Source organism: Gordonia polyisoprenivorans NBRC 16320 = JCM 10675 (assembly GCF_000241325.1).
Classification (GTDB): Bacteria; Actinomycetota; Actinomycetes; order Mycobacteriales; family Mycobacteriaceae; genus Gordonia; species Gordonia polyisoprenivorans.
In genome coordinates, this window is the sequence record NZ_BAEI01000054.1 from 85,188 (window position 1) to 107,595 (window position 22,408).

A 22,408-nucleotide genomic window follows, 5' to 3' on the forward strand; every position below is an offset into this window, starting at 1 on the left:
GTACGAAGTGAGGATCTGCCCATGGCATCTGTGGATGCAGTTGTGACCCGCGACCGGATCATCGGCGACATCGCCGAGATCCTCGATGTTCCCGCCACCGAGATCACCGACGACACCAACGTTCTCGACATCGGCCTGGATTCGGTGCGATTGATGTCGCTGATCGAGCGGTGGCGCGCCGCAGGTGCGGTACGCGCCGATCTGGTGTCCTTGGCCGCCGATCCGGTGGTCGGTTCCTGGGTACGTGAACTGTCGATGGAGCAGGCCCGATGAGCGAGGTCACGACCGAGAGCGTCGACGTCGTCGTCGTCGGTGGCGGTCCGGGTGGGTCGACCACCGCCACGTTGCTGGCCAAGAGCGGCCGCCGCGTGATCCAGATCGAGAAGGAGACCTTCCCGCGGTATCAGATCGGGGAGTCGTTGTTGCCCTCCACGATTCACGGGGTGTGCAAGCTGCTGGGCTGCTATGAGAAGGTCCGCGACGCCGGCTTCATGCACAAGCGCGGCGGCAGCTTCCGGTGGGGCACCAACCCGGTGCCATGGAACTTCCTGTTCGCGATCTCCCCGGAATTCGCCGGCGAGGGCTCCTACGCCTACCAGGTTGAGCGGATGAAATTCGATCACATCCTGCTGGAGAACTCGGCCGAGAACGGCGTCGACGTTCGGCAGAACTGCCGCGTGAACGGCGTCGACACCGATGAGACGGGTCGGGTGACCGGGGTGCGCTACCTCGACGCCGACCGCGTCGAACACCACGTGCGGGCCCGGTTCGTCGTCGATGCCTCCGGCAACACGACCCGACTGTCCTCGCGCGCGGGCGGCGAACGCGTGTACTCCGAGTTCTTCCAGAACGTCGCGGTCTTCGGGTATTTCGAAGGCGGCAAACGATTCTCGGCGCCCGATGCGGGCAACATCCTCTGCGCGGCGTTCGACGAGGGCTGGATCTGGTACATCCCCCTGTCGGACACGCTCACCAGCGTCGGGGTGGTCGTCGCGAAGGACAAGGCGCAGCATGTGCTCAACGCGCAGGAACAGACCTTGCAGCACTACATCGACCGGTGCGAGATCGTTCGCGACATGCTCGCCGATGCCACGCGGGTGACCGAGGGCACCTACGGCGAGATCCGGATCCGCAAGGATTACTCGTATGCCAATACCCGCTTCTGGGGCAACGGCATGGTGCTCGTCGGCGACGCCGCATGCTTCATCGATCCGGTGTTCTCAACCGGGGTGCATCTCGCGACGTATTCCGGTGTGCTGGCGGCACGTTCGATCAACAGCGTGCTCGACGGCACGATGTCCGAGGAGCGTGCCTTCGGCGAGTTCGAGGGCCGCTACCGCCGCGAGTACGCCGTGTTCTACGAATTCCTCTCGGCCTTCTACGACATGGAGCAGTCCGAGGACTCGTACTTCTGGAAGGCGCGCAAAGTCACCAACTTCGACCGCAACGACATGACGGCCTTCGTCTCCCTCGTTGCCGGTGGCTACTCGGGTGAGAACGCACTGACCGACCCGTCGTCGATCGTCTCGCGATTCCGCCGGTCCTCCGACGCACTGACCGAGGCCGCCCGAGCCACCGGCGGTATGGACACCGACTCCGGCCAGCGGATGGGGCACATGTTCGGTGCGCCGGTGGTGCGTGAGGTAATGGAGGAGATGAACGCCCTGCAGGCACGGGGCGCGGTCGGCGACCGCGCGACCGAACCGCCGCTGCTCGAGGGCGGTCTGGTGCCCTCGGCCGACGGACTCGCGTGGGCCGAACCGGTACAGATCGCGGTCTGACCGGCCGCTCGCCCGCCGTCCCGACGGCTCAGCGGATACCGAGGGCGGCGAGGATCGTCGCGAACTTGGCGTCGGTCTCGGCGAGTTCGGTGTCCGGGTCGGAGTCGGCGACGATGCCGCCTCCGGCCCACGTGGTGATCTCCCGGCCGCCGGGAGCGATCTCGGCGCAGCGGATCGCGACCATCCACTCACCGTCACCGGCGACGATGGTGCCGTCGCGACCGCGTGTCGGGGCGCCGGCCCACCCGATCGCCCCGGCGTAGAAGCCCCGCCGGCCTTCGGTCGCGACGATGTGATCGCGGGCCAGGTCGGTGGGAGTGCCGCAGATTGCCGGAGTCGGATGGACGGCCATGGCGAGATCGAGGGCCGTGGTCGACGGGTCGGCGATCTCACCGCGGATCGGGGTGCCCAGATGCCACATCGTCGGCGTCGTCATGAGCTCGGGTTCGTCGGGCACGTCGAGCGTGCGGCACAACGGGGCGAGCGCCGCCCGCAAGGCATCGACGACGAATCGGTGTTCGGTGCGATCCTTCGTCGAATTCGCCAGTGCCCGACCCTGTTCGGCGTCGAGCCGGGAATCGGTCAGGCGTGCCGACGAACCTGCGAGCGGATAGGCCGACACGATGTTGCCGCGTTTGCGGATCAACACCTCCGGGCTGGCGCCGACCAGTTGGGAGAGCGAACCCGATGTCGGACCGGGAAGGTCGGTGACGAACACCGATCCCCGCGGATCGATGGTACGGAGTCGCGCGGCCACTTCCCACCCGGTCACCGGCACCGCGGAATGGACCGTCAGGGCGCGTGCGAGCACCACCTTCGCCAGCGCGTCATGGGGGTCGGCGAGCCGGTCGATCGCCGTCGCGATCCGGCGACGATGGTCGGCCGGCGACGGCACGGCGGCCACGATGCGGGACTGAGCCACCGGTCGCCCGGCGCGGTGGTCACCGAGGGCGACCGTCTGCGGAATCCACCGACCGTGGTGCAGTTCGATCCGGTCGGGCGCGATGAGTGACACCTGCTCACGGATATCGAAGGGCACGGCTCCGACCACTGCGGTCACCGCACCGTCGCGCAGCGCGGAGGCGGCCGCCTCCGCGCTGCGGTACACGGTGCTCCTCCCCATGCCGATCACGTGGTAGGTGTTGCGGCACAACAGAAAATGTGCGTCATCGGCGGTACCGGACAGCGCGGTCGCGGTGCCGAGGGCGTCGGGAGTGTGGTCGGCCGACGTCGGCGATGAGATCATCTCGCGTGTTCTCCGATCGGGATGGGTGAACGGTCGATCTGTGGCGATCGGGGTGGTCACCGGGCATGACGCGTCCGATTAACGGGCGCCTGGAGATTAGGTTAGACTTACCTTCTGAACGTCGGCAAAGGTGCCACCGGATGGCGCCGATCGGCGCGCCTGACCGGACCCGATATCCCCGGGCCCGGGTCCGACAGCCCCGAGTCCCACAGCCCCGGCGAGGGAGTAGAGGAGTAGCGCGTGTGCAGTGAGCACCTTTCCACGGTGGACCTCGTCGGCATCGGGTTCGGTCCGTCGAATCTGGCGCTGGCCATCGCTCTCGAGGAGCACAATCGCACTGCCGCAACGCCGATCACCGCGCAGTTCTTCGAGCGACGCGATCGATTCCAATGGCATCCCGGGATGCTGCTGCCGGGCGCCACCATGCAGGTGTCGTTTCTCAAAGATCTGGCCACACAACGGAATACGGCCAGCGACTACACGTTCTTGAAGTATCTTGCCGAGCGGGACCGGCTGACCGACTTCATCAACCTGCAGACCTTCTTCCCGCTGCGCTCGGAGTTCCACGACTATCTGCAGTGGGCAGCGGCGCGAGTGTCGATACCCGTGCAGTTTTCGTCCGAGGTCACCTCGGTGCGTTGGCACGACGGCGCCTTCGAGGTGAGGACCCCGACGGCCGCGTGTCGCGCCCGACATCTGGTGCTCGGCGGTGGAATACGCGCCAAGCTGCCCGCTGGCGTGGTCGCCGGTCGACGGGTCTTCCACAATCACGACGTACTCGATCGCTTCGCCGAGCTACCCGAGAGCACTCACGGAGCGTTCGCGGTGATCGGTGCCGGTCAGAGCGCCGCCGAGGTGACCGCGTTCCTGCATCAGGAAACCGACGCGCAGGTGCATGCCGTCTTCGCCAAATACGGTTACACCCCGGCCGATGACAGCCCCTACGCCAATCGGATCTTCGATCCCGGTGCCGTCGACGACTACTTCGCGGCGCAACCCGCCTGGCGTGAGCGCATCCTGACCTACCACCGCGGCACCAACTACTCGGCCGTCGATCCGGAACTCATCAACGAGCTGTATCGACGCGAATACACCGAACGGGTCGACGGGCACCGACGGTTGTTCGTCCACGGTTGCACCGAGGTACTCGACGTCGTCGAGACCGACGACGCGGCCCGTCTGCGGGTGGTGAACCGGATGAACGGTGAGGAGCTCGAGATCCTTTGTGATGCCGTGGTATTCGCCACCGGCTTCGAACCGACACCGATCGGTGACATGCTCGGCGACCTCGGCCGGTTCTGCCATGCCGATGTCCATGGGCGACCGGTGCTCGACCGACACTATCGGCTGCGCACCGATCCCGAGGTGACCGGCGCCATCTACGTGCAGGGCAACTCCGAGCACACCCACGGGCTGACCGCGACCCTGCTGTCCAACGTCGCGGTCCGCTCCGGGGAGATCGTCGAATCGCTGTCCGCACGCGTGGATGCGGTGAACGGAACGGGGCGCCGGGCCGCGGTTCTGTAGTTCGCTGCGCGGATCGGCGGATCCTGCCTAGCGTTTGATCAGCGGCGCGAGGGTCCGACCGAGCAGGTCGACCCGGCCGGGGATATGGCCGTTGGCGGGTGCGTTGACCGTGACCCCGTCGATCCCCGTGTCCAGCAGTGCCGAGAAGCGTTGCGCGACCTCCTCCGGCGAGCCGATGATCGCGCCGCCGCGACGTGCCTCGGCACGCGGGTTGCGGGCGACATAGGCGTCGAACTCCTGCTGCGCCTGCTCGTGGGTCGGAGCCACGCACGCCGAGGTCTGCAGGGTCACGACGATCTCGGAGCGATCGCGGCCGAGGCGCTCGCAGTGCTGCGCCAGGGCATCGAGTTTGCGACCGATCTCATCGACCCCGCAGATGAGGTTGGATTCGTCGGCATACTGGGCGACCATGCGCAGCGTCTTGCGCTCACCACCGCCACCGATCATCACCGGGATCCGATTCAGCGGGGCGGGGGAGTTCACGGCGTCGCTGACCTGATACCACTTGCCCGCCAGGCTCGGCCGCTCACCGCGCAGCATGGGCAGGATGATCTGCAGCGCCTCCTCGAGTTTCTCGAACCGATCGGTGAACGTACCGAACTCGTAACCGAGGGAGTCGTGTTCGAGCTCGAACCAACCCGCGCCGATGCCGAGTTGGGCACGGCCCGCCGACACCAGATCGAGGGCGGTGACGATCTTGGCGAGCAGGGTGGGATTGCGGTAGGTGTTGCCGGTGACGAGAGCCGACAGCCGTACCCGGGAGGTGTGCTGGGCCAGCGCGGCGAGCAGTGTGTAGCACTCGATCATCGGTTCGTCGGGTTCACCGAGCATCGCGAGTTGATAGAAGTGGTCCATCACGAGAACGGTGTCGAAGCCGGAGTTCTCCGCCTCGACGGCCTGCTTGGTGATCGTGGGGAAGAGTTGATCGGGTGCGGTGTCGGGATAGGTGAAGTTCGGGATCTGGTATCCGAGGCGGGTCACCGCGCCAACGCTACGCTCCCGTGGCCGGGTTGCCCACGCGCCGGGCGAGCGTCGCGACCGTCTCGATGAGGTCGTCGAAGACGCGATCGACGTCGGTGGCCGAGGCCACCCGCACATTCGGTGCGCCACCCCACATCCCGCGTTCGTCGGCGACCGTCGTGCCGCGTGTCAGGGTGCCGGTCAGTTCCACCGCGACCCGGGCGGGACGGGTCTGCACCCATGACGGATCCAGCGCCACCATCGCCGCGAACGGGTCGTGCAGGTGGGCGATGTACCCCTCGTCGTGAGCATGGTGGAACTCCAGATAGAAACGCAGCGCGTCCATCACATGCCGGATGATCACATTGGTCGCCACGGACCGCGTGCCCGGTTCGTCGGTGGGGTCCGGGCACTCCAGCGGGGTACTCCCGGCCGCGGCGGCCAGCCGCACCGTGTGATCGGGGGTCAGGGCGATGGATTCGGTGAGGTCGAGTGGGCACACGATCGGTTCCGGCGCTCCGTCGGTGCCGAACGCCGCGAACACCTCGGCCGCGGCCTCGGGATCGACGGCCACATTCCATTCCGAGGTCGGCGTGGTGTTGCCGTGCACATGGAACGCCCCACCCATGATCACCAGTCGTCGCAACCGCACCGGCAGGTCGGGGTCGCGACGGATCGCGGTGGCCAGCGAGGTCATCGGCCCCGTCACGAGTCCGACGAGCTCGCCATCATGTGCCGCGGCCGCCTGTACCCACGCGTCCGCGGCGTCGAGTCCTGCGACGGTCTGCGTCGGGGTCGGCAGCTCGGCATAGCCAACCCCGAGCGGCCCATGGGTGTCCTCGGTGGTCATCAGGTCGGCAACCAGGGGGCCGGGCGCCCCCTGATGGACTGCGATGTCCTCGCGACCGCAGAGCGCGAGCCACGCGAGGTTGTTGGTGGCGACCACATCGGCCGGCACATTGCCGGCCGTACTGGCGATCCCGACGAGATCGACGTCGTCGCGGGCGAGCAGATACAGCAGGGCGAGCGAGTCGTCGATCCCGGTATCGCAGTCGAAGAACACACGGTGGGTCACCGCACCAGTCTCCCACCTGCCGGTGCTCACCCGCCCATTCCGGTGCATCCACCACCGCTGCGCAGCGGGTTCGACGGATCGTGGGATTTCCGTACCGTCGGGGCATGGACCTTTCGACTCTCGGCGCGGCCCATGGCCCCATCACGCAGCTCGCCTTCGAATGGACCGACACCAACCGAATGTGGCTGGTGGAACGGCCCATTCGCATCGTCTGCTACATCGTCGGGGCGCTGATCGTGCGGTGGGTTGCCCATCGCCTCGTCGATCGCGCCACCCGTGGGAACCCCGACGGCGCCGACCGCAGGGCACCGGCCCTGATCCGGCATCTGCGCGAACGTTCGCCAACCGGGGCGAAGACCCCGGCTGCGACGAAAGCAGCTGTGGCACAGCGGCGTTATCAACGTGCACGCACCATCGGGTCGGTGCTGAAGTCGACGGTGTCGATCATCGTGCTGACCTGGGCGGCACTGGCGATCCTGTCGGTGCTCGGCGTCAACATCGCGCCGTTCATCGCCTCTGCCGGCGTGATCGGTCTGGCCGTCGGGTTCGGGGCGCAGAACCTGGTGCGCGACTTCGTGACCGGCGTGTTCATGCTCCTCGAGGACCAATACGGTGTCGGCGACACCGTCGATCTCGGCGAGGCCGTCGGAACGGTGGAAAGCGTCGGATTGCGCATCACCACGGTGCGCGACGTGGACGGCACCCTCTGGTACGTCCGCAACGGTGAGATCGCCCGCGTGGGCAACATGAGCCAGGAGTACGCCGTGGCCCGGGTGGAGGTCCCGGTGTCACTGCGCGCCGACCTCGATCGCGCGCAGAAGGTCGCTCTCGACGCCGCGATGCGGGCCATCGGCGAGGACGAGACACTGGCCGCCGATGTGGTCGACGAGCCGCGGATGCTCGGGGTGCAGGAGGTCGCGTCGGATCGCGTGGTGCTGCGTCTGACCGTGACGACCCGACCGAACGCGCAGTGGGCGGTGCAGCGCCGACTGCGCCGGGAGATCCTGCGGGCCTATGACGAACACGACATCGATCTGCCCTATGTCGGGGGCCGGACGCTCGTCGGCGCCGACGCCGACGGCTGAGCAGAAGCCACAGAACGAGACGAGGTCCCCGGGAGGATTCCCGGGGACCTCGTCTGGTGTGCGTGTCCGAGGGGGGACTTGAACCCCCACGCCCGTTAATAGGGCACTAGCACCTCAAGCTAGCGCGTCTGCCATTCCGCCACTCGGACTCGATTGTCAACCCGGCGTGCGAGGCGAGCTCTCACACCGGCGGCGATAACACTAACCGAGGTTGCCCCGGTATCCCAAATCCCGTAGGAGTGAGGGTGTGACCGAAGAGTCGAACACCCCGCGCGCCGTCGACGAGGTCGTCGACCTCGTCAGCACCTTGATCCGTTTCGACACCAGCAACACCGGAGAGCTGGAAACCACCCGAGGCGAGGAGGAATGCGCCAAATGGGTGGCGTCGATGCTCGAGGAGGTGGGCTACACCACCCAGTACGTGGAGTCGGGTCAACCCGGTCGCGGCAACGTCTTCGCCCGCCTGCCCGGACCCCCGGACTCCGATCGCGGAGCACTCCTGATCCACGGCCACCTCGATGTGGTGCCCGCCGAACCGGCCGACTGGAGCGTGCATCCCTTCGCCGGCACCGTCAAGGACGGCTACATCTGGGGCCGCGGTGCGGTCGACATGAAGGACATGGTCGGCATGGCGCTCGCACTCGCACGGCAGTTCCGGCGCGAGGGCACGACGCCGCCGCGCGAATTGGTCTTCGCCTTCCTCGCCGACGAGGAGGCAGGCGGGACCTGGGGAGCGCACTGGCTCGTCGAACACCGGCCCGATCTGTTCGAGGGCATCACCGAGGCCGTCGGCGAAGTCGGGGGCTATTCGCTGACGGTGGACCGGCCCGACGGCACCGAACGGCGGCTGTACCTGGTGGAAACCGCCGAGAAGGGGCTGGCGTGGATGCGGCTGACCGCCGACGCCACCGCCGGACACGGGTCCTTCTTGCACGCCGACAACGCCGTCACCGAGGTGGCCGAGGCGGTCGCCCGTATCGGCAGGCACACCTTTCCGCTCGTGATGAGTGAATCGGTCGCCGAGTTCTTGGCCGCGGTGTCCGAGGAGACCGGTCTGGACCTTCGTCCCGACGCACCCGATCTGGAGACCTCGCTGTTCAAACTGGGCAGCCTGGCCCGGATCCTCGGGGCGACATTGCGGGACACGGCCAACCCGACGATGCTGCGGGCCGGATACAAGGCCAACGTGATCCCGCAGAAGGCCGAGGCCGTCGTCGACTGCCGCATCCTGCCCGGACGGCAGAAGGAGTTCGAGGCCGAGATCGATAGGCTCATCGGGCCGAATGTCACCCGGGAGTGGATCACCCACCTCGACTCCTACGAGACCACCTTCGACGGCGACCTCGTCGACGCGATGAACGCGGCGATCCTCGCCCACGATCCGGGCGCACGGACCGTGCCCTACATGATGTCCGGCGGCACCGACGCCAAGGCGTTTGCGAAACTCGGCGTCCGGTGCTTCGGTTTCGCTCCACTGCAGTTGCCCCGCGAACTGGATTTCGCCGCCCTGTTCCACGGCGTCGACGAGCGGGTGCCGGTGGATTCGGTCGTGTTCGGCACCAAGGTGCTCGAACACTTCTTGCTACACAGCTGATCTGCGCGCACATACAGTGGGTCGGATAGCGCGCCGACCACGAGAAAGGTGATCCGATGTCGAACGTCGATCCGTACGAGTCGTTACCCGCCCTGCCGGGTTTCGAGGTGAGCTCCACCAGCTTCGACGATGGTGCGCCGCTGGCCAATCCGCAGGTGAGTGGCCTGATGGGAGCCGGCGGTCAGGACTCGTCGCCACAGTTGAGCTGGTCCGGATTCCCCAGCGACACCAAGAGTTTCGCGGTCACCGTGTACGACCCCGACGCGCCGACCGCGTCGGGATTCTGGCACTGGGCGGTCGCCGACATCCCGGTGTCGGTGACGAGCCTGCCCGAGGGAGCCGGTGACGACGAGGGGTCCGGTCTGCCGGCCGGGGCGGTGACACTGGCCAACGACGCGTCGTTGCGTCGATTCGTCGGTGCCGCACCGCCTCCCGGCCACGGCCCGCACCGCTACTTCGTGGTCGTGCACGCCGTCGACGTCGAGTCCCTCGGTTTGCCCGACGGCGCCACACCCGCCTACCTGGGGTTCAACCTGTTCTCGCACGCCATCGCGCGGGCCACTCTCGTCGGCACGTACGAGCAGCCCGCAGAAGATATGTGACACAGAAGATATGTGACCCAGAGGCCATGTGGGTTCGCGGTCGGTGCCGGCGCTCAGTGACGGGTGCCGGCCCCGACCGCCGCGGCGAGGTTCGGGTATCCGCCCGCCCGTACGCGGTCGGCGATCCCGGCGTTGATCCCGGCGACCCACACCGGGCCCCCGTAGATGAACGGGGTGTAGGCCTGCAGGAGGTCGGCGCCGGCCAGGATGCGTTCCCACGCCTGGTCGACGGTTTCGATGCCGCCGACGCTGATCAGCGAGATGCGGCCTCCCACACGGCCGTACAGCCGGCGGAGCACCTCGAGGGATTGTGCGGTCAGTGGTGCCCCGGACAGTCCGCCCGCGCCCATCGCCTCGACCTCGGCGGCCGGTGTGCGCAGGCCCTGCCTCCCGATGGTGGTGTTGGTGGCGACGATCCCGGCGAGCCCGAGTTCGACGGCCAGGTCGGCGACGGCGTCGATATCGGTGTCGGCGAGGTCGGGGGCGATCTTCACCAGTACAGGCACCGTCACCTCCTGGAGTACCGCTGCAAGGATCGGGCGCAGCGAGTCGACGGCCTGCAGATCACGGAGTCCGGGCGTGTTCGGTGAGCTGACGTTGACCACCACGAAGTCGGCGTGGGGTCCGAGAAGCCGTGCGGACAGCCGATAATCGTCGACGGCCTCGTCGACGGGCACCACTTTGGTCTTGCCGATGTTGGCGCCGATCGGGACGCGCACCGGCCCGGGGCGGGCCGCTCGTAGGTGGTCGGCGGCGACCTCTGCGCCGGGATTGTTGAAGCCCATCCGGTTGATCAGCGCGCGATCGCGTGGCAGTCGGAACAACCGTGGAGCGGGATTGCCCGGTTGCGCGCGACCGGTGATGGTGCCGATCTCGGCGAAGCCGAAACCCAGCTGCCCCCAGGCGTTCACGGCCGTGGCCGACTTGTCGAAGCCGGCGGCCAGTCCCAGCGGGGCGGGGAAGTCGACGCCGAACACCCGTTGCCGCAGGATCGGGTCGTGCCGTGCGAGCAGACGCGCCGACAGTGCGCGCAGGGCAGGCACGCGCATCGTGGCGACGATGGTGGCCGAGATGATGCGATGGATGCGTTCGGGCGGGAGCAGGAACATCAGGCGCAGCAGCACCGGATACAGTGCCCGATTGAGGCGGGTCAGCATGCCCGGACGCCGTGCTCGGGGTGCGCGTGGTCTGACTGAGAACCATTGGAGGACAAGCTATTCCGGGTGTTCTCGGTGCCGGTGCCGGTGCCGGCACCGATGTCGGGGCCGTGATCGCGCGGCGCCCGCCGACGCTTCAGCAGCACCTTGCGGGTGCCGTCGGAATACAGCCGCACGCGGGACAGTTCCCACCCGCCGAATTCGGCCTCCAACGACAACCGCATCGACGCGGTGACGCGGGTGACGTCCGGGGGTAGTCGCACCAACAGACACTCGTAGTCCTCGGAGGTGACCTCCCAGCCGCGCGGATAGCGTGCCCCGTTGCGCACGCCCGCGCGTCCCGATCCGACGGACACCTGCCCCGGCCGCCTCGTCATCGGGCGGCTCCGGTGGTTGCGGGAGCGGTGGTCGCCGAGGTGGTCGCGGCACCGGTCGCGGTGGCCGGCACCGGCGCACCGCCGGTCTGTGCAGCTGTCGTGACCACCTGGATTCCTCCGTCTCGGGCCGAGAGCACGAACACCGTCCCGCTCGCGTCGTCGACGACGATCGCATCCGGTTGGGCGACCGCGGCGAATCGATGCTTCTCGGCCGGTTCGCCGGTGGCGAGGTCATAGGCCACCACTTCGTTGTTGCCCGTCGTCGAGACCCACAGGAGATTGCGGGCGTCGTCGTAGTCTACGGCGTAGGGGCCATCGGACACCGGATAGCGGAACCGCATCACCAGCGGTGATCCGAAGAATCCGACGATCTCGTCGTCCCGGGTGTTGGCCACGAGCACGCGACCGTAGTGGTCGACGGCGGAGTTGGTGGCACCGTTTCCGGCTCGAAGCGCCGGCCCGAGATCACCGTTGCCCAGATCGACGGGGGTCACCGAGGATTGCGCGCGGTCGAGTACCACGACCTGCTCGCCGGGTAGATCGGCGCCCGGTGGCGAGACGGTGATGTCGTCGACGCGGACGAATCCGGCGATGTCACGTTGTTGGGCCAGATCGCGATCGAGGACGAGCACGTGGCCGTTCTCCGTGCCGACCAGGGTGCGACCGTCGGAGGTGCGGGCCAGGGCGCTGGGGTTCTCGGTGCGCAGGACGTCGCTGCGCACCTGACCGTCGGGGCTGATTCGCACGACGTGGCCCGGGCCGACACCGATGAAGCCGCCGTCACCGGTGCCCACGAGGTGGGTGAGCGCGGGGGTTGCGACGGATGTCGCTGTGGGAAGTGCCCCGGGAGTCGCCGACGCGGCTGCGGTCATGGCCGACTCGTCGAAGCGCAGGACGGCGGTGCCGCCGGGACCGATCACCGCCAAGCGCCCGTCCGACAGCGCGGGCGACGCGGATCCGGCGGGGGTGGGGACGGTCAGGCCGGCGGGCGTGCGTGGTACACCCGGCGGTGCGGGACTCGCGGATGCCGGGGTGACGGTGGCCACATCTGTGGGGGTCTGCGAACCGCTGGAGGAGTTGCATGCCGCGACGACGAGTGCGGCCGCGGCGAGCGGGACGAGCAGACCGATGGTCCGGCGAGCGCTGGTACGGGCCGTGGCGCGGGATCGACTGGCAGACATGCCACCCATCTTGCACACACCCCTGTGGGGTCCGGTCGCCGCGGGTCGGCAGTGGAGCCGGAGCCCTGACGGTTCTCGGTATCGAGGGGATCGGACAAATCCCGCGTAGCATCGACCGCCGTGACCGACACCATGACGTGGGCCCAGTCGATCGTCCTCGGCGCCATCCAGGGCCTCACCGAATTCTTGCCGATCTCGTCCTCGGGACACCTGCGCATCGCCTCGGAATTGATGTTCGGGGAGGATGCCGGGGCGTCGTTCACCGCGGTGACCCAGCTGGGCACCGAGGCCGCGGTGCTCGTCTTCTTCGCCCGTGACATCGCCCGGATCGTGCTCGCGTGGTTTCGCGGGTTGCTCGCCCGCGACGAGCGTGGGCTCGATTACCGCGTCGGGTGGTACGTGATCCTCGCGACCATCCCGATCGGTCTGATCGGTTTCCTGCTCAAGGACGAGATCCGTTCGGCGGCCCGCAATCTGTGGCTGGTCGCGACGGTGCTGATCCTGTTCTCGGGGGTGTTCTGGCTGGCCGAACGTCTCGCGACCCAACGCCGCTCGATGGAGCAGTTGACGCTGCGTGACGGGATCGTCATGGGTCTGGCGCAGTGTCTGGCGCTGGTTCCGGGCGTCTCCCGGTCGGGGGCGACGGCCAGCGCAGGCCTGTTCCTCGGGCTCGAACGCGAGGCCGCGTTCCGCTTCTCGTTCCTGCTCGCCATCCCGGCGGTGCTGGCGTCGGGACTGTTCAGCATCCCCGACGCCATCCATCCGACCGGTGGCGGGATGGAGGCCGCCGGAGCTCAGTTGGTGGTGGCCACCCTCGTCGCGTTCGTGCTCGGCTATGTCTCGATCGCCTGGCTGCTGCGCTTCGTCAGCCACCACTCGATGAACTGGTTCGGCGGCTATCGGGTCATCCTGGGTCTCGTCGTGATGGGCCTGTTGGCCAGCGGTGTCATCGACGCCACATGACACCGGTGTCATCGACGCCACATGACACGGTGTCATCGACGCCACATGACCTGGAGCCGTCAGCTCGCCCACCGGGACCGATGTGCTGTGTTTCCTGCGGATGCATAAGGTTGGGGCATGACCGTGATCCTCGTGCGCCACGGACGTTCCACGGCCAACACCTCCGGGGTGCTCGCGGGACGCACTCCCGGCGTGGCCCTCGACGACAAGGGCCGGGGGCAAGCCGCCGAGCTCGTCGACCGTCTGCAGCCATGTCTGGCCGCGATCACCGCGGTCGCCCGGTCACCACTGCAGCGGTGCGCCGAGACGATGGGCCCGCTGCTGGCCGCTCTGGCCGACGCGGGACACGATGTGCCGGAGATCGTCGTCGACGATCTCGCGGAGGTCGACTACGGTGCGTGGACGAACCGCACGATCGGCGAGTTGCTGAAGGAGCCACTGTGGAGAACCGTGCAGCAGCATCCGTCCGCAGCGGTCTTTCCCGACGGTGAGGGCCTGGCCACCGTGCAGGCACGGGCGGTCGCGGCGGTTCGTGCTCTCGACCGCGAGTACGGCGGATCGGACGGGGCCGGGGTGTGGGTGGCCTGTTCGCACGGCGATGTGATCAAGGCGATCGTCGCCGATGCCATGGGGATGCATCTCGATTCGTTCCAACGCATCGTCGTCGAGCCCGCCTCGGTGAGCATCATCCGCTACGGCGATACCCGGCCCTACGTGCACACGGTGAACTCGACGAAGACCTTGTCGGTGCCAATCCGGCCACCGGCGTCCAACGATGCGGTGATCGGCGGCGACACCGGTTCCGACGACGCGAGCCCACCACCATCTGCCGGGCCCGCCGACATCGAACCGCAGCCGGAGGCACCGGTGGCCGCGGGGACCGGCCGGGACGGATAATGACCACACAGCGTAAGGAGGTGGGTGATGTCACGAGCGATACACGTGTTCCGCAGTCCTGACCGATTCGTCGCGGGTACCGTCGGGCAGCCCGGTGACCGCACGTTCTACCTCCAGGCCGTGCACGAGGCGCGCATCATCAGCGTCGTCCTGGAGAAGCAGCAGGTCCAGATTCTCGCCGAACGGATCGGCGCCCTGCTCGAGGAGATCCATCGGCGTTTCGGGACCCCGATTCCGCCGGAGGCCGAGCAGGTCAACGACCTCAGTCCGCTCGTCATGCCCGTCGATGCCGAGTTCCGGGTCGGCACCATGGGGCTGGGGTGGGATGCCGAATCCGAGGCGGTCGTGGTGGAGTTGCTCGCCATCACCGAGGGCGAGTTCGACGAGAGCGTGGTCCTCGACGACACCGACGAGGGCCCGGACGCGGTGCGCGTGTTCCTCACGACGCGCGCCGCCCGCGAGTTCGCCGCCCGATCCACCCGGGTGATCTCGGCGGGCCGACCCCCGTGCCCGCTCTGTGGCGAACCGCTCGACGACCAGGGGCACCTCTGTGTACGGACCAATGGCTACAAGCGTGATGCCGAACTGAGCAAGTCGCTGGACTTCATCGATCCCGAGGTGTTCAACGGGCTCACCGACGGTCCGCCGCTGCTCGGTGACGACGAGAACCCGCCGTCCGACGACCCGGGCGGCGACAGCAGCGACGATCCCGACGCAGGTCCGGAGGGTGGCTCCCGATGACCGCGGTGGCGGTGTCGTGACCGAGCGCCGGACCGAGCACCAGCGCGCGGCCGCGCCATGAGCGCCGTGGGCGCTTCCGGTGTGCCGCAACCCGATTCGCACCCGGAGTCGGGGGCCGACGCCGCCGATGACACCGATGTCGCCGAGGATGCAGTGCTGCGCGCTGGCGAACTCACGATCATAGGCCGCATCCCGACGGCCAGCAATGCCACCCTGGTGTGCGACGCCGTCGTCGGCGACCGCGCGGTGCGATGTGTCTACAAGCCGGTGCGCGGCGAGATCCCGCTGTGGGACTTCCCCGACGGCACCCTGGCCGGACGAGAAGTCGCGTCCTATCTGATCTCGCAGTCGCTGCGATGGGACGCGATCCCGACGACCGTGCTGCGCGATGGACCGCTCGGGGTGGGGATGGTGCAACGGTGGATCGACACCCCGGATCCCGATGACCCCGAATTGCCGGCTCCGAGAATCGATCTGGTGGATCTTTGTCCGCCCGACGCGGTGCCCGACGGATATCGGTCCATCCTGCGTGCCCTGGACGGGCGGGGAGAACCGGTCGAATTGGTGCACGCCGACGATCCGCGTCTGCTGCGTATGGCCGTGCTCGACGTGCTCCTCAACAACGCCGACCGCAAGGGCGGTCACGTGCTCGAAGGGCTCGACGGCGGGGTGTACGGCGTCGATCACGGCATCTGCCTGCACAGCGAGGACAAACTGCGCACGGTGCTGTGGGGTTGGGCGGGCGAACCCGTTCCGGCGCACCTGCTCGCCGATGTCGTCGGCCTCGCCGAGGCACTGGAAACCACGTCGTCGACGTTGCGCACCGACCTGGCCCGGCACATCACCGTCGACGAAATCGACGCGTTGACCATCCGCGCACTGGTACTCGCCGAGACCGAGACCATGCCGCTTCCGCCGGGCCATCGGCCCATTCCCTGGCCCCCGTTCTGAATCGTCGCCGCGCCCACCCGCGTCGATGACCCGTGGCCCCCGTCCGCGATCCCTGGCGAGCCCGCCATACAGTGGACGCATGCATTCGTGGCCCGATCCCGCGGTTCCCGCCGTCCCCGGCGCCGGACCCGCGCTCCGACTCTTCGACACCGCGGGCGCCGCGGTCCGCCCCGTCGCCCCGGGCCCCACGGCCACCATGTACGTGTGCGGGATCACCCCGTACGACGCCACCCATCTGGGGCACGCCGCAACGTATCTGACTTTCGACATGGTCAATCGCGTGCTGCGCGATCAGGGCCACGACGTGCACTACGTGCAGAACATCACCGACGTCGACGACCCGCTCTTCGAGCGCGCCGAGCGCGACGGGGTGGACTGGCGCGACCTCGGCAGTGAGCAGATTCAGCTGTTCCGCGACGACATGACCGCGCTACGGGTGCTCCCACCTCGCGACTACATCGGCGCGATGGAATCGGTCGGCGAGGTCGTGGAGATGGTCGGCAAACTCCTGGCCTCGGGGGCGGCCTACGTCGTCGACGATCCCGAATTCCCCGACGTCTACTTCCGCATCGACGCCACCGAGCAATTCGGCTACGAGTCGGGATACGACCGGGAAACGATGCTGCGGTTCTTCGCCGAACGCGGGGGGGACCCGGATCGCGCGGGCAAACGGGATCGGCTCGACGCGGTGCTGTGGCGTGCCGAACGACCTGGCGAACCCGCCTGGGATGCGCCGTTCGGGCGTGGACGGCCCGGCTGGCACATCGAGTGTTCGGCGATCGCACTGAACCGGCTCGGCATCGAGTTCGACATCCAGGGCGGCGGCAACGACCTGATCTTCCCGCATCACGAGTTCTCTGCCGCGCACGGCGAGGCATTGACCGGATCCCGGCGCTTCGCACGGCATTACGTCCACACCGGCATGGTCGGACTCGACGGTGAGAAGATGTCCAAGAGCCGTGGCAACCTCGTTTTCGTCTCACGGTTGCGGGCGCAGGGTGTCGACCCGGCCGCGATCCGGCTCGCACTGCTCGCCGATCATTATCGCGGCGACCGGATGTGGACCGATGCCGTCCTGACGATCGGCGCCGAGCGGCTCGCGCGCTGGCGACGTGCCGTCACAGGCGGCAAGGGCCCCGACGCGACGCCGGTGATCGAGCGGATTCGCGTGCATCTCGCCGACGACCTCGACACCCCCAAGGCACTCGACGCGGTCGACGGTTGGTGTCGTGACGTGGAGCAGGGGATCGGTGGGGACACCGCGGCGCCGGAGGCGCTCGCCACCGCGGTCGACGCGCTGCTCGGTGTGAGCCTGGCCTGACTGCTCGGCCCGACCCGTCGAAGGCGACCTCGGGTGGTTGTCGGGGCCGCCGGGTGAGTAAGGTTTGCGCGTGGCTCGTGTGCAGGAGATCAATCCCGACACCGCAACCGGGGTGTGGACCGTGCAGACCCGGACGTCGACCTACCTCATCGACTTCGATGAGATGACGCTGCTGCGCGCACCCGGTGTGGGCAGCACCGACAGCGAGGAGTGGGCGGTGAGCACGCTGCGCCGCGACTCCGAGGACATCCCGCTGCTCGGGGTGAAGTCCTGCCGGGTCGGGGAGTCCGCACAGTTCTGGGTGCGTGCCGCCGACGACCCCGACGTCCGGACGTGGCGGATCACCACGCCGGTCGTGTCGATCGAACGGATCGGCTGAGCCTCAGCCGCCGAACGACCCGGGCCCGCCGCGTCTCTTGAGGTAGCGCTCGAACTCCGCGGCCAGTGCGTCCCCGTCGATCTTGGCCATCACCTCGTCGGTGTCGATCTCGGCGTCGCCGCGCTCCTCGAGCCCCCGGACGTAGTCGGCGATCTCCTCGTCGTCCTCGGTCATCTCGGTGACCGCCTGCTCCCACTCCTCGGCCTGCTCGGGCAGCGTGCCCAGCGGCACCTCGATGTCGAGCACCTCCTCGACGCGGTTCAGCAGCGCGACCGTCGCCTTCGGATTCGGCGGGGTCGAGACGTAGTGGGGGACCGCGGCCCAGAACGCCACCGCGGGCAGTCCGGCCTGCACGAACAGGTCCTGCAGCACCCCGGTGATGCCGGTGGGTCCCTCGTAGCGGCTCTCCGCGAGGTTGTATCGAGCGGCCGCCTCACTGCTGTAGGCACTGCCGGTGACCGGCACCGGTCGGGTGTGCGGGGTGTCGGCGAGCAGGGCGCCGAGCATCACGGTGGTCTCCACGTCGAGGGCTTCGGCGTAGGAGACGATCTCGGCGCAGAAACCACGCCACCGCATGTTGGGTTCGATACCGCGCACGAGTACGATGTCCCGGTCGGCCCCTTGCGGGCTGCAGTAGGAAATGGATGTGGTCGGCCAGTCGATTCGGCGGGTCACCCCGTCGATCTGTTTGATCGTCGGACGGTTCACCTGGAAGTCGTAGTAGTCGTCGGAGTCGATCTCCGCGAGTGGACGCGCGTCCCACATGAGCGCAAGGTGCTCCACGGCGCTGCTCGCGGCATCGCCGGCATCGTTCCAGCCCTCGAAGGCGGCCAGCAGGATGGGTTTGCGCAAGCGGGGAAGGTTCGACATCTGCTCGGCGTTCACTGATCCAGCCTACGACCGAACCCAAGAGAGAGCGAACTACTCTGAACACCATGTCGTCGCACACGCCGAACCCGGGAAACCACGACACCACCTTCCTGTCGGCCATGGCGCGCCGCGTGTTGGTCGGCGACGGCGCGATGGGGACCATGCTGCAGGCAGCCGACCTCACACTCGACGATTTCGCAGGTCTCGAGGGTTGTAACGAGATCCTCAACGACACCCGGCCCGACGTCCTCGAGCAGATCCATCGGGCCTACTTCGAGGCGGGCGCTGATGCGGTGGAAACCAATACCTTCGGCTGCAACCTGTCCAATCTCGGCGACTATGACATCGCCGACCGCATCCGTGAACTGTCCTACAAGGGGACAGCGATCGCGCGGGGCGTCGCCGACGAGATGGGCCCCTCGGCCGACGGTACCGCCCGGTTCGTCCTCGGATCCATCGGTCCGGGAACCAAACTCCCGAGTCTCGGGCACACCACCTTCGGTGTGATCCGCGACGCCTACTTCGAGTGCGTCGCCGGCATGCTCGACGGTGGGGCCGACGCCGTCCTCATCGAGACCTCGCAGGATCTGCTGCAGGTCAAGGCCGCAGTGGTGGCCGCACGTGCGGCGATGGACGAGCTCGGCCGACGGATCCCGATCATCTCCCACGTCACCGTGGAGACCACCGGGACAATGCTGCTCGGCTCCGAGATCGGAGCGGCGCTGGCCGCCATCGAACCGCTCGGTGTCGACATGATCGGACTCAACTGCGCGACCGGGCCCGCGGAGATGAGCGAGCATCTGCGGTACCTGTCCCGCCACGCCCGGATCCCGGTGTCGGTGATGCCCAACGCGGGGCTGCCGCAACTGGGGCCCAACGGTGCGGAGTATCCGCTGCAGCCCGACGAATTGGCCTCGGCGCTCAGCACTTTCGTCGGTGAGTTCGGATTGGCCTTCGTCGGCGGCTGCTGCGGCACCACCCCCGAACACATCCGTCAGGTGGCCGCCGCGGTCGCCGAGACCACCAAGGCCGATCGCGCCCCGGCACACATCTCGGAGACGTCCTCGCTCTACTCCGCGGTTCCGTTCGATCAGGACGCCAGCTTCCTGGTGATCGGCGAACGCACGAACTCCAACGGCTCCAAGGCATTCCGTGAGGCGATGCTCGCCGAGGACTATCAGCGCTGCCTCGACATCGCCAAGGAGCAGACCCGCGACGGCGCACACATGCTCGACCTCAATGTCGACTACGTGGGCCGTGACGGTGCTGCGGACATGACCGCCCTGGCGAGTCGGTTCGCGACCTCGTCGACGCTGCCCATCATGCTGGATTCGACCGAACCGGAGGTCATCCGCGCCGGACTCGAGGCGCTCGGTGGCCGATGCGCGGTCAACTCGGTGAACTACGAGGACGGCGATGGGCCGGAGTCGCGCTTCTCGCGCATCATGTCACTGGTCGTCGAACACGGTGCCGCGGTGGTCGCGCTGACCATCGACGAGGAGGGGCAGGCGCGCACCGCGGACTGGAAGATCCGCGTCGCCGAACGTCTGATCGCCGACATCACCGGCAACTGGGGCCTCGCCGAGGAGGACATCATCCTCGACACCCTCACCTTCCCGATCTCGACGGGGCAGGAGGAGGTTCGCCGCGACGGCATCGAGACCATCGAGGCGATCCGCCGGCTGCACGAGGCGCATCCCGACGTCCACTTCACCCTGGGGATCTCGAACATCTCCTTCGGCTTGAACCCGGCGGCGCGGCAGGTGCTCAACTCGGTGTTCCTACACGAATGCGTGCAGGCCGGACTCGACACGGCGATCGTGCACGCGTCGAAGATCCTGCCGATGAACAAGATTCCCGACGAACAGCGCGACGTCGCACTCGATCTGGTCTACGACCGTCGCGGGGCGGCGGGCACACACAGTGAGGGCCGCGAGGACTACGACCCGCTGCAGAAGCTGATGGAGTTGTTCGAGGGCGTCTCGGCGGCCTCGGCCCGCGAGTCGCGCGCGCAGGAGCTCGCACGCCTGCCGCTGTTCGAGCGGCTCGAGCGGCGCATCGTCGACGGTGAACGCAACGGCCTCGAGGCCGATCTCGACGAGGCGATGACCCAGAAACCGCCACTGGAGATCATCAACGAGACCCTGCTGTCCGGGATGAAGACCGTCGGTGAGTTGTTCGGCTCCGGTCAGATGCAGTTGCCCTTCGTGTTGCAGTCCGCCGAGGTGATGAAAACGTCTGTGGCACATCTGGAACCACATATGGAGGCCACCGGCGAGGACGGCAAGGGTCGCATCGTGCTGGCCACCGTGAAGGGCGATGTGCACGACATCGGCAAGAACCTCGTCGACATCATCTTGTCCAACAACGGGTACGAGGTCGTCAACATCGGTATCAAACAACCGATCTCGACGATCCTCGAGGTCGCCGAGGACAAGCGGGCCGACGTGATCGGCATGTCGGGCCTGCTGGTCAAGTCGACGGTGGTGATGAAGGAGAACCTCGAGGAGATCAACGCCCGGGGGCTCGCCGACAACTACCCGGTGCTCCTCGGCGGTGCCGCCCTGACCCGCGCCTACGTCGAGAACGACCTTTCCGACACCTACGAGGGCCAGGTCCATTACGCGCGGGATGCCTTCGAGGGCTTGCGGTTGATGGACGAGATCATGGCGTTCAAACGCGGCGGCGGGTCGGTCCCGGAGAGCGCCGATTCCCTCGCTGCGGCGAAGAAAGCAGCCGAACGCAAGGCGCGACACGAACGCTCACAGCGGATCGCCGCCAAACGCAAGGCCGCCGAGACGCCTGTCGAGGTGCCCGCACGCTCGGATGTCATCGCCGACAACGAGATCCCGACCCCGCCGTTCTGGGGCACCCGGATCATCAAGGGAATCCCGGTCGCGGACTACCTCCAGCTACTCGATGAACGCGCACTGTTCTTGGGACAGTGGGGATTACGCGGTGCGCGCGGAGGCAATGGACCCACCTACGAAGAACTCGTCGAGACCGAGGGCCGACCCCGTCTGCGTGAATGGATCGATCGCCTCTCCACCGAGGGCATCCTCGCGCACGCAGCTGTGGTGTACGGCTACTTCCCGGCGGTCAGCGACGGCGATGTGGTGCACATACTCACCGAGCCGACACCCGACGCGCCGACCCGGTTCTCGTTCACGTTCCCGCGGCAGCAGCGGTCACGGTTCCTGTGCATCGCCGACTTCGTCCGCTCCCGCGAGGCGGCGCTGGCCGACGGGCGCGTCGATGTGCTGCCGTTCCAGTTGGTGACCATGGGGCAGCCGATCGCCGACTTCGCCAACGAGTTGTTCGCACGCGACGCCTATCGCGACTATCTCGAGGTGCACGGGATCAGCGTGCAGCTCACCGAGGCGCTGGCCGAGTACTGGCATCAGCGGGTCCGTGGTGAACTGGCGTTCGCCGACCGCGCCGTCGACGCCGAGGATCCCGACAACGCGCAGGGCTTCTTCGACCTCGAATATCGGGGTGCGCGTTTCTCGTTCGGGTACGGGGCATGCCCCGACCTCGAGGACCGCGTCAAGATGATGGAGCTCCTCGAGCCCGAACGCATCGGAGTGCACCTGTCGGAGGAACTGCAGCTGCATCCCGAGCAATCGACCGATGCCTTCGTGCTGCACCACCCGGAGGCAAAATACTTCAACACCTGAGTACGTCAACACCTGAGTGCTTCG

At 67.6% G+C, this 22,408-nt stretch carries 20 protein-coding genes and 1 tRNA gene; 13 read left to right on the top strand and 8 right to left on the bottom strand.

All coding sequences use genetic code 11. The features are described 5' to 3' along the window. The first annotated feature begins 21 nt into the window (after positions 1-21). Together GOPIP_RS12935 and GOPIP_RS12940 are read left to right on the top strand one after the other, a co-directional pair. On the top strand, positions 22-273 hold the full coding sequence (locus tag GOPIP_RS12935; RefSeq protein WP_006370125.1) for a phosphopantetheine-binding protein: 252 nt from the start codon (positions 22-24) through the stop codon (positions 271-273). Further along, entirely contained in the window at positions 270-1,781 is a 1,512-nt protein-coding gene (locus GOPIP_RS12940; RefSeq protein WP_006370126.1) for a tryptophan 7-halogenase, read from the top strand. Before GOPIP_RS12935 ends, GOPIP_RS12940 begins: the two co-directional genes overlap by 4 nt. 28 nt (positions 1,782-1,809) lie before the next feature. Here the strand turns inward: GOPIP_RS12940 and GOPIP_RS12945 are convergent, their stop codons facing one another. Next, positions 1,810-3,027 carry an isochorismate synthase gene (locus GOPIP_RS12945; RefSeq protein ID WP_006370127.1) on the bottom strand — a complete coding sequence of 406 codons (1,218 nt, stop codon included), beginning with the start codon at positions 3,025-3,027 and terminating at the stop codon, positions 1,810-1,812. A gap of 240 nt (positions 3,028-3,267) precedes the next feature. On the opposite strand from GOPIP_RS12945, the gene GOPIP_RS12950 reads away from it, so the two are divergent. Next, the gene (locus GOPIP_RS12950) at positions 3,268-4,554 is read left to right on the top strand and encodes a lysine N(6)-hydroxylase/L-ornithine N(5)-oxygenase family protein (protein WP_006370128.1); all 1,287 of its coding nucleotides are present in this window, start codon (positions 3,268-3,270) and stop codon (positions 4,552-4,554) included. 27 nt (positions 4,555-4,581) lie between these two features. On the opposite strand, the gene GOPIP_RS12955 is transcribed toward GOPIP_RS12950, so the two are convergent. Continuing rightward, positions 4,582-5,535 carry an LLM class F420-dependent oxidoreductase gene (locus GOPIP_RS12955; RefSeq protein WP_006370129.1) on the bottom strand — a complete coding sequence of 318 codons (954 nt, stop codon included), beginning with the start codon at positions 5,533-5,535 and terminating at the stop codon, positions 4,582-4,584. Between the two features lie 10 nt (positions 5,536-5,545). Then, positions 5,546-6,589, bottom strand: coding sequence for a nucleoside hydrolase (locus tag GOPIP_RS12960; protein ID WP_014360008.1), 1,044 nt, complete (start codon positions 6,587-6,589; stop codon positions 5,546-5,548). Positions 6,590-6,693: 104 nt separating this feature from the next. Here GOPIP_RS12960 and GOPIP_RS12965 point away from each other — a divergent pair, with 104 nt between their 5' ends. Next, positions 6,694-7,674 (top strand): mechanosensitive ion channel family protein, encoded by a 981-nt coding sequence (locus GOPIP_RS12965; protein ID WP_006370131.1) that lies wholly within the window; start codon positions 6,694-6,696, stop codon positions 7,672-7,674. A 63-nt stretch (positions 7,675-7,737) separates the two neighbouring features. Here the strand turns inward: GOPIP_RS12965 and GOPIP_RS12970 are convergent. Further along, positions 7,738-7,823 (bottom strand) — tRNA-Leu (locus GOPIP_RS12970). Between the two features lie 98 nt (positions 7,824-7,921). Between GOPIP_RS12970 and GOPIP_RS12975 the strand changes: the two genes are divergently transcribed. Together GOPIP_RS12975 and GOPIP_RS12980 are read left to right on the top strand one after the other, a co-directional pair. Then, positions 7,922-9,268 (top strand): M20/M25/M40 family metallo-hydrolase, encoded by a 1,347-nt coding sequence (locus GOPIP_RS12975; protein WP_006370132.1) that lies wholly within the window; start codon positions 7,922-7,924, stop codon positions 9,266-9,268. Positions 9,269-9,324: 56 nt separating this feature from the next. Continuing rightward, complete coding sequence (locus GOPIP_RS12980; protein WP_006370133.1) at positions 9,325-9,870, top strand: YbhB/YbcL family Raf kinase inhibitor-like protein; 546 nt, start codon at positions 9,325-9,327, stop codon at positions 9,868-9,870. 53 nt (positions 9,871-9,923) lie between these two features. Here GOPIP_RS12980 and GOPIP_RS12985 read toward each other — a convergent pair whose 3' ends face one another. The 3 genes from GOPIP_RS12985 to GOPIP_RS12995 are packed head-to-tail and all read right to left on the bottom strand — an operon-like array spanning position 9,924 to position 12,594. After that, positions 9,924-11,027 carry a quinone-dependent dihydroorotate dehydrogenase gene (locus GOPIP_RS12985; RefSeq protein WP_006370134.1) on the bottom strand — a complete coding sequence of 368 codons (1,104 nt, stop codon included), beginning with the start codon at positions 11,025-11,027 and terminating at the stop codon, positions 9,924-9,926. Beyond that, the gene (locus GOPIP_RS12990) at positions 11,021-11,404 is read right to left on the bottom strand and encodes a DUF5703 family protein (protein WP_006370135.1); all 384 of its coding nucleotides are present in this window, start codon (positions 11,402-11,404) and stop codon (positions 11,021-11,023) included. Before GOPIP_RS12990 ends, GOPIP_RS12985 begins: the two co-directional genes overlap by 7 nt. Next, on the bottom strand, positions 11,401-12,594 hold the full coding sequence (locus GOPIP_RS12995) for a YncE family protein (RefSeq protein WP_210739236.1): 1,194 nt from the start codon (positions 12,592-12,594) through the stop codon (positions 11,401-11,403). The genes GOPIP_RS12990 and GOPIP_RS12995 overlap by 4 nt, the downstream gene beginning before the upstream one ends. Positions 12,595-12,705: 111 nt before the next feature. Between GOPIP_RS12995 and GOPIP_RS13000 the strand changes: the two genes are divergently transcribed. The 6 genes from GOPIP_RS13000 (at position 12,706) to GOPIP_RS13025 (ending at position 17,837) form a co-directional block, all read left to right on the top strand. Next, positions 12,706-13,548 (top strand): undecaprenyl-diphosphate phosphatase, encoded by an 843-nt coding sequence (locus tag GOPIP_RS13000; RefSeq protein WP_006370137.1) that lies wholly within the window; start codon positions 12,706-12,708, stop codon positions 13,546-13,548. A 117-nt stretch (positions 13,549-13,665) separates the two neighbouring features. After that, positions 13,666-14,445 carry an MSMEG_4193 family putative phosphomutase gene (locus tag GOPIP_RS13005; protein WP_006370138.1) on the top strand — a complete coding sequence of 260 codons (780 nt, stop codon included), beginning with the start codon at positions 13,666-13,668 and terminating at the stop codon, positions 14,443-14,445. Between the two features lie 27 nt (positions 14,446-14,472). Then, positions 14,473-15,186 carry a DUF3090 domain-containing protein gene (locus tag GOPIP_RS13010; protein WP_006370139.1) on the top strand — a complete coding sequence of 238 codons (714 nt, stop codon included), beginning with the start codon at positions 14,473-14,475 and terminating at the stop codon, positions 15,184-15,186. Between the two features lie 57 nt (positions 15,187-15,243). Then, positions 15,244-16,137 carry an SCO1664 family protein gene (locus GOPIP_RS13015; RefSeq protein WP_006370140.1) on the top strand — a complete coding sequence of 298 codons (894 nt, stop codon included), beginning with the start codon at positions 15,244-15,246 and terminating at the stop codon, positions 16,135-16,137. 79 nt (positions 16,138-16,216) lie between these two features. Beyond that, complete coding sequence (gene mshC, locus GOPIP_RS13020) at positions 16,217-17,458, top strand: cysteine--1-D-myo-inosityl 2-amino-2-deoxy-alpha-D-glucopyranoside ligase (RefSeq protein WP_006370141.1); 1,242 nt, start codon at positions 16,217-16,219, stop codon at positions 17,456-17,458. 70 nt (positions 17,459-17,528) lie between these two features. Beyond that, positions 17,529-17,837 (top strand): hypothetical protein, encoded by a 309-nt coding sequence (locus GOPIP_RS13025; protein ID WP_006370142.1) that lies wholly within the window; start codon positions 17,529-17,531, stop codon positions 17,835-17,837. Positions 17,838-17,840: 3 nt separating this feature from the next. Here the strand turns inward: GOPIP_RS13025 and GOPIP_RS13030 are convergent, their stop codons facing one another. After that, positions 17,841-18,722 carry a PAC2 family protein gene (locus GOPIP_RS13030; RefSeq protein WP_006370143.1) on the bottom strand — a complete coding sequence of 294 codons (882 nt, stop codon included), beginning with the start codon at positions 18,720-18,722 and terminating at the stop codon, positions 17,841-17,843. Positions 18,723-18,772: 50 nt separating this feature from the next. On the opposite strand from GOPIP_RS13030, the gene metH reads away from it, so the two are divergent. Beyond that, complete coding sequence (metH, locus tag GOPIP_RS13035) at positions 18,773-22,384, top strand: methionine synthase (RefSeq protein WP_006370144.1); 3,612 nt, start codon at positions 18,773-18,775, stop codon at positions 22,382-22,384. The last annotated feature ends 24 nt before the right edge of the window (positions 22,385-22,408 follow it).

Coding starts and splice junctions, on each gene's coding strand:
- GOPIP_RS12935 (WP_006370125.1), top strand. CDS start 22: ATGGCATCTGTGGATGCAGTTGTGACCCGCGACCGGATCATCGGCGAC.
- GOPIP_RS12940 (WP_006370126.1), top strand. CDS start 270: ATGAGCGAGGTCACGACCGAGAGCGTCGACGTCGTCGTCGTCGGTGGC.
- GOPIP_RS12945 (WP_006370127.1), bottom strand. CDS start 3,027: ATGATCTCATCGCCGACGTCGGCCGACCACACTCCCGACGCCCTCGGC.
- GOPIP_RS12965 (WP_006370131.1), top strand. CDS start 6,694: ATGGACCTTTCGACTCTCGGCGCGGCCCATGGCCCCATCACGCAGCTC.
- GOPIP_RS12980 (WP_006370133.1), top strand. CDS start 9,325: ATGTCGAACGTCGATCCGTACGAGTCGTTACCCGCCCTGCCGGGTTTC.
- GOPIP_RS12985 (WP_006370134.1), bottom strand. CDS start 11,027: ATGCTGACCCGCCTCAATCGGGCACTGTATCCGGTGCTGCTGCGCCTG.
- GOPIP_RS12990 (WP_006370135.1), bottom strand. CDS start 11,404: ATGACGAGGCGGCCGGGGCAGGTGTCCGTCGGATCGGGACGCGCGGGC.
- GOPIP_RS12995 (WP_210739236.1), bottom strand. CDS start 12,594: ATGGGTGGCATGTCTGCCAGTCGATCCCGCGCCACGGCCCGTACCAGC.
- GOPIP_RS13005 (WP_006370138.1), top strand. CDS start 13,666: ATGACCGTGATCCTCGTGCGCCACGGACGTTCCACGGCCAACACCTCC.
- GOPIP_RS13010 (WP_006370139.1), top strand. CDS start 14,473: ATGTCACGAGCGATACACGTGTTCCGCAGTCCTGACCGATTCGTCGCG.
- GOPIP_RS13015 (WP_006370140.1), top strand. CDS start 15,244: ATGAGCGCCGTGGGCGCTTCCGGTGTGCCGCAACCCGATTCGCACCCG.
- mshC (WP_006370141.1), top strand. CDS start 16,217: ATGCATTCGTGGCCCGATCCCGCGGTTCCCGCCGTCCCCGGCGCCGGA.
- metH (WP_006370144.1), top strand. CDS start 18,773: ATGTCGTCGCACACGCCGAACCCGGGAAACCACGACACCACCTTCCTG.